Genomic DNA, 6528 nt, shown 5'->3' on the forward strand with positions numbered 1-6528 from the left:
AAAACTTATTTCATTGCTTCTTCAATTGCTACGGCAACCGAGACTGATGCTCCAACCATCGGATTATTACCCATACCAATCAGCCCCATCATCTCTACATGCGCCGGTACTGAGGATGAGCCCGCAAATTGTGCATCGGAATGCATTCTTCCCATGGTATCTGTCATTCCATATGAAGCAGGACCCGCTCCCATGTTATCAGGGTGAAGGGTTCTACCGGTGCCCCCTCCTGAGGCTACTGAAAAATATTTCTTTCCTTGTTCGATGCACTCTTTTTTATAAGTTCCGGCGACCGGATGTTGAAAACGTGTGGGGTTCGTTGAGTTGCCCGTAATTGACACGTCAACTGATTCATGATGCATGATGGCTACGCCTTCACGCACATCATCACAACCATAGCATTTAACCAAAGCTTTTTCACCTTTGGAAAACGGTTTTTCTTCAATAATTTTCAACTCACTGGTAAAATAGTCAAACTCTGTTTTAACATATGTGAAGCCGTTAATTCTAGAAATTATATAGGCAGCGTCTTTACCGAGACCGTTTAGTATAACCCTTAACGGTTGTTTTCTAACTCGGTTGGCGGATTTCGCGATGCCTATCGCTCCTTCTGCAGCAGCGAAGGATTCATGGCCGGCAAGAAACGCAAAACATTTCGTATCTTCCCTTAGCAGCATGGCAGCCAGGTTGCCGTGTCCGGTGCCAACCTGCCGCTGGTCTGCAACCGAGCCGGGGATACAAAAAGCCTGCAGTCCTTCTCCTAATGCTTCGGCAGCTTCGCTGGCTGTTTTTAGTCCCTTTTTTATCGCAATTGCGGCGCCGAGAGTATAAGCCCATACGGCATTTTCAAAACAGATTGTTTGAATAGCTTTTACAATGGTCTGCACGTCAATACCTTTATTCGCGCAAATCTGCCAAGCTTCGTCAAGGCTGCTCATTCCGTATTTTTCTAATACCGGGGTAATCTGATTTATTCTTCTCTCATAACTCTCAAATAGTTGCATCTCTTATTCCTCCTATCTCAAAATTATTCATGCCTGGGATCGATATATTTTACCGCCTCATCATATCTGCCGTACTGACCGGTGGCTTTTTGCACAGCTTCATTAGCATCAACGCCTTTTGCAACCATTTCCATCATCTTCCCAAGGTGCACGAACTTATATCCAATAACCTCATTGTTTTCATCCAACCCCATCCTGGTTACATAGCCCTCTGCCATTTCCAGATAACGTGTTCCCTTTATTTTGGTTCCATACATGGTGGCCACCTGGGCTCTCAACCCTTTTCCCAGATCCTCGAGACCGGCGCCTATGGGCAGCCCGCCTTCTGAAAATGCCGTTTGTGTCCTGCCATAGACTATCTGCAAAAATAGTTCTCTCATAGCTACGTTGATTGCATCGCATACCAGATCTGTATTCAGTGCTTCCAAAATAGTTTTTCCCGGTAGTATTTCTGAAGCCATAGCAGCTGAATGAGTCATGCCTGAACACCCGATAGTCTCAATTAAGGCTTCTTCAATAAGACCTGCCTTTACATTCAGGGTGATTTTACAAGCACCCTGCTGTGGCGCGCACCCACCAACCCCATGAGTAAGACCGGAAACATCTTTCACATCATAAACCTTGACCCAATTTCCTTCCTCAGGAATCGCCGCCGGTCCATGTTTTGGGCCTTTTGCCACGGTACACATGTTTTCCACTTCATGAGAATAAATCATTAAATTCTTTCCTCCTTTGAACATTTTTAATTTGGAATATCCAAAGTTGATTTTTAATTTAATCTATAATAAAAAAACTCCTACATTAATAAGTAGGAGTCATCAGCCTTATAGGCATTAGGCGAACTCCATCGCCTGCTGTCAAAAATATATAACCTGTATAATCTGATTTGTCACCTAATAAATTATCACATAAAGATTACTATTAGCAATAAAATTTTATTGATAAACAATTTTTATTCTTTTATAATCAATACACCTTTGTGTTTGGCCACGTAATTTGAAACACTACCCAAACCATATTGACCTAATAATTTTTTTCAGATAAAATGTTATAAGTTATATAACCCAGGTGATGGAGTTCACCCAACGTCTTTTGAGGCTAATAACTCCTACCAATATTTTTTATATTGGTAGGAGTTTTTTATTTTGCCGAGTGGGAGGTCAGAAATTAATGGAGCAAAGTTATGGGAAATTAAGAACTAAGGTCCTAGAAAACCTGGGATTACTCGAAAACATAGCCAAACAAAGAGAAATCGTCCACCTCGTAGAATACCTAGAAGAAATAAAGCAAAAGCTTTTACATGGCCGCTTTAATTTGGTTGTCCTCGGTGAATTCAAAAGGGGAAAAACAACTTTCCTTAATGCCCTTCTAGGGGAGGACCTTTTGCCAACTGCCGTCGTACCACTAACTTCCATTGTTACCTTGATCCAATATGGTGAGAAGATTAGTGTAAAAGTAACTTTCTCGGACGGGGGTGCCGCAGAAGCTACGCTGGATGATTTGCCCTTATACGTTACTGAAGAGGGCAACCCCTGCAATGAAAAGAATGTCAAGCTAGTTCATCTTGAGTACCCGTCGCCTTATTTAAATGACGGCGTCGTTTTAATAGACACACCGGGGGTCGGCTCAGTTTACCGGAACAATACGGATGAGACTTATAACTACCTGCCCAAGGTGGACGCTGCCATTTTTCTTTTATCGTCCGACCAGCCGATCAGCCAATCCGAGCTGGATTTTTTAAAAGACATCGAGCAGTATTCAGCAAAGACGTTCTTTATTCTAAATAAAATTGATTATTTAAATGAGCAGGATAAAAAAAAGGCACTTGAATTTGCCAAGAAAGTGCTAGCTGAAAAAGTCGGCTTCGAAGAAATAAATATTTACCCGGTTTCCGCCAAGTTAGCTTTGGACGGAAAAATTTCCTGCGACGATGAAAAGTTGAAAGCAAGCAACCTGCCGGCGTTTACCAACATTCTGGAAAATTTCCTGCTAAAAGAAAAGGGGCGTGCGGCTATAAACGCTACCTGCAATAAAGGCAACAACGCAGCCGGTGAATTGCAGCTCGGGTTGGAACTAGAGATGAAGGCACTTGGTATTCCTTTGGAAGAATTGAAGGCTAAGATAACCCTGTTTGACGAAATGGTCATGAATTTGCGGCAGGAGCAAGAGGATAACGGTTATATCTTTCAAGGTGAGAAAAGTAAGGTCTACCAGGAGCTTGAGCATGAAATAACCGTGTTCCAGGAAAGTCAAAACATGATCATTGCAAAAGACATAGAACAGGAATACCAGGCTAAAAAAGAACTCTCGGGACGTAAACTGATGCATTACCTGGAAGATTACATTGAGAAAAAGGTCCTGACGGCCTTCGACGAATGGCAACCCAAGGTTGAGGAAAAAGTGAGGGAGGCCTTCGACCGCGTAATTGCTCGGTTCACCAATAAAACAAATAAGGTAATCGGCGAACTTTTGAAGCAATCAGCGGAAATCTTTGATCTTAAAGTCGAAGGTTTTACCGAAGCAGAAGCGCTGACCGAGGAAACCAAACTTTATTATATCTTAGGCGAGCAAGCGAATATGTTTATCCCCAATGCGGCTAACTTATATGCGCTTTTTCTGCCAAAATTCATTACTGGTCCGATGATCATGCGGGTGATGAGAAAAAAGGTGGAACAGGATTTGGACCGTAACTGCGGCCGGCTCAGAACCGATTATAATGATAGGATTTCTAAAAGTGTCAAGGTTTTTAAAAACCTCCTCGAGGAAAAATTCAATTCAGCTATAGAAGGAACGCGACTTGTTTTAACCCGTGTCATTGAAAAAAGGGAGCACAGTGAAAAAGAAGCTGCCGAAGCTTATGAGAAACTGGCAGAACAGATGAAGACGCTGGAATCAGCCAGGGAAAGCTTGCGGGAAATCGCCGGGGTTAGGGTTAATCTCCAGACTTCCAAAATACCTGGCGTTTTGATGACTTTATAAAACGCCTCAAGACAGGAGAAAAATTGTTTGCTAAGTATTTAAATTTAATCCTTTTCCATGCCTATTCTACGGCCTTAGAGACAAAACCAACCTTTCCCAGCTTTATGGAATATTGGCAGAATAATTAAAAGCTGAATTTACTTTTTGAGTTGGGCTATATTCTCCGCAGTCGCGGCTATGTCGCGCATAAGCTGTTGGCGGGTCATGGCTCACCCCGGGGGCTTGGCATAGCCCGAAATGCTGCCGACATCGGGATAATCAAGCACGGTATCCATGCCGGATGGAAGGACGCCGAGGAAGTCTGCGAAACGATAGAGAAGTGCCGCCATCTGTTCACGGGTGATTTGGTCATCCGGACCGAACCTTCCGTTCCCGCTGCCTCCTATGATACCGTTTTTCGCCGCCCAAGCTATGTATTTGCCGTAATAAGCGCCGTAATCGCAGTCGGTGAAGACCCGCTCATCCGAGGGCTTGATTTCGCCGTAGCTGCGCTCATAAAGCCGCCCGATGACCGTTGCGAGCATGGCGCGGGTCATGCCCCTATCGGGGGAGAAGGTATTTCCTCCGGCGCCGGCGAAGATCTCCCGCTCGGTCACAAAGCCGATATACCCCGCCGCCCAATGTCCGGACACATCTGTGAAGCCCTTGCCGTTCTACATAACCGAAACGGTTACGCCTTCAGGAGCAATATATTTTCCGTTTGCCGCCAAGCCGATGAACACTTTGTTTCCATTGGCATTAAGGTAATACGGCACACCCGCCGATTCATCATAGCTTCCAGCCCTTCGGACCACCAGCGCGTAGGGCGAGAACTCCGTCGCCTCGAACACAAGGTACCAAACGCCATTCCTTTGTTCCAGGCGGGACGCAAGTGTCGTCACTTTGCCGCTATCCGATTTGTGCACGACATCGAGTAGCTCTTTCTTATCGAGCAGGTTTTCCGGCACCGGCAGGGAGATGGTTACAGCGTAGCCGGGCGCGGGCTGCGTTTTTTCGTTTGTGCCTTTGATGTACAGGGAGATGTCAAAGGGGTAGAACTCGTCGCCGGCACCAAGCTGAAAGCTTGCCTTGTCCTCGCCCGTATCCGTAACCTTAACCTCCACCGAATTAGAAAAGGCATTGTCCATATTGGCGCTGACGCTGATCTTGCCCATACTGCCGCTGAACAAACCGCTGCTCGTTTCGGTAACGGTGATGGTCTTTTCGGACGGCTTGACAGAGCTTCCGCCATTGTCCCCGTCTCCGTCATTGTCCCCGTCTCCACCGCCTCCGTACGTCCATTTAGCGTAGACGGTCATCGTGGCGTTTACTGGTGTCGCGGAGGTAAACTCCGTACCCGCGCCGTTTTCACCCGTGAACCAGCCGCCGAAGGAGTAGCTGCTTCTCGTCGGGTCAGAGGGAAAATTGCCGCTTCCGATGCTCTCGCCTGCGTTGACTGTTTTTGTGGCATAGGTCCCGCCATTTGAGCTGAAGGTGACGGTATAGGTTGTAACCGGAGCCGCATTCACCGTTATATTGAAATCCTGCGTATAATCCGAGCTTGCGGTCAGGCCGTTTGTTACCGTTGCCCGCACAACAGCAACGCCCGCCGCCGTTGTGGACAGTATGTCCCCCGAAATTGACGCCCCCGTGTCTCCCGCGTTATAGACGCTCCATGTGACGGTTTGATTCGTCGCGTTAGCCGGTGAGACAGTGCCGATAAGCGTGAGCGGCGTACCCGCTGTCGCCGCAGCCGGCACTCTAGAAATGTCTGTTACCGCCACAAAGCCGTCCACTACATTTACCGTCAGGGTAGCTGTTGCTCCCGTGTTGAAGGTGAAAACAAAATCGAGGGCGGCGCCTGTCGTAAGCGGAAGATCGGAGAAGAAGCTGTTTTCTATGGTCAGGCCATTGCCTGCGACGGTATAGTCGTCCGAGTCCAGCGTATATACCGTTACGTCAGGTCTTATGCTGTAAACCGCATCGGTGACCGACACCGCGCTGTTCCATGTAATGGTTGCGGTTATATCGGCGGGGGCGTTCAGGTCATAATTGCAGGATGTGGGACTTATGGCCGGAGCGGCGCTGACCGTCAGATTGTTCGTCGTTGCGGTTTTGGAATTACAGGTCGGTGTTATTGCCTGCCCATTGTGGGTTGCCACCGACAGCGTCGTTCCATTGGCGGGGCTTGCCGTTATGCTTTTGCTTGCGAAGCCAGCAAAAGCCACATCCTCGGTAGAGCCGTCGTTGTATGTGAGGGTTACACTTCCAGCCCTGTAAGATCGAGGGCTTCTCCCGCCGTGTAGCTTAAGTCAGACGGCTGCGTCTTTACCGCGATAGCCGTTCTGGTGTACGGTGATATGGGGGTCTTAATGACGTCATTGACAGATCATAATCGATATCCGAACCGTTGGCCACTGTTAACCAAAGAACCGCCCGGCCTTCGCTGCTGGGAGCTTGACACTAGCAGGAATTATAAAAGCTTAGGTTAAACACCTAAGCTTTTTCTTTTAAAAATTCTAGTTGTGGTCAACTTCAAAACCCTAGAACCCTTGATTTCACTGGA

At 47.0% G+C, this 6528-nt stretch carries 5 protein-coding genes and 2 riboswitches; of the genes, 1 reads left to right on the forward strand and 4 read right to left on the reverse strand.

All coding sequences use genetic code 11. From position 1 onward, the window contains the following. Positions 1–5: 5 nt before the first annotated feature. Complete coding sequence (locus A4E54_RS08160; protein WP_240084229.1) at positions 6–1004, reverse strand: GGGtGRT protein; 999 nt, start codon at positions 1002–1004, stop codon at positions 6–8. Positions 1005–1027: 23 nt separating this feature from the next. Next, complete coding sequence (locus tag A4E54_RS08165; protein ID WP_240084230.1) at positions 1028–1720, reverse strand: iron-sulfur cluster assembly scaffold protein; 693 nt, start codon at positions 1718–1720, stop codon at positions 1028–1030. Positions 1721–1806: 86 nt separating this feature from the next. Continuing rightward, positions 1807–1865, reverse strand: a riboswitch (Fluoride riboswitch). 197 nt (positions 1866–2062) lie between these two features. Next, positions 2063–2122: riboswitch (Fluoride riboswitch) on the forward strand. Positions 2123–2174: 52 nt separating this feature from the next. On the opposite strand from A4E54_RS08165, the gene A4E54_RS08170 reads away from it, so the two are divergent. Further along, positions 2175–3983, forward strand: a complete 1809-nt coding sequence (locus A4E54_RS08170) for a dynamin family protein (RefSeq protein ID WP_240084231.1) — start codon at positions 2175–2177, stop codon at positions 3981–3983. Positions 3984–4192: 209 nt separating this feature from the next. Here the strand turns inward: A4E54_RS08170 and A4E54_RS08175 are convergent, their stop codons facing one another. Both A4E54_RS08175 and A4E54_RS08180 read right to left on the reverse strand, forming a co-directional pair. After that, the gene (locus A4E54_RS08175; protein WP_286725518.1) at positions 4193–4615 is read right to left on the reverse strand and encodes an S-layer homology domain-containing protein; all 423 of its coding nucleotides are present in this window, start codon (positions 4613–4615) and stop codon (positions 4193–4195) included. 21 nt (positions 4616–4636) lie between these two features. Next, complete coding sequence (locus A4E54_RS08180; RefSeq protein ID WP_286725521.1) at positions 4637–6190, reverse strand: InlB B-repeat-containing protein; 1554 nt, start codon at positions 6188–6190, stop codon at positions 4637–4639. Between the last annotated feature and the right edge of the window lie 338 nt (positions 6191–6528).

This window comes from Pelotomaculum sp. PtaB.Bin117 (assembly GCF_002067195.1).
Taxonomy (GTDB): domain Bacteria; phylum Bacillota; class Desulfotomaculia; order Desulfotomaculales; family Pelotomaculaceae; genus Pelotomaculum_D; species Pelotomaculum_D terephthalicicum.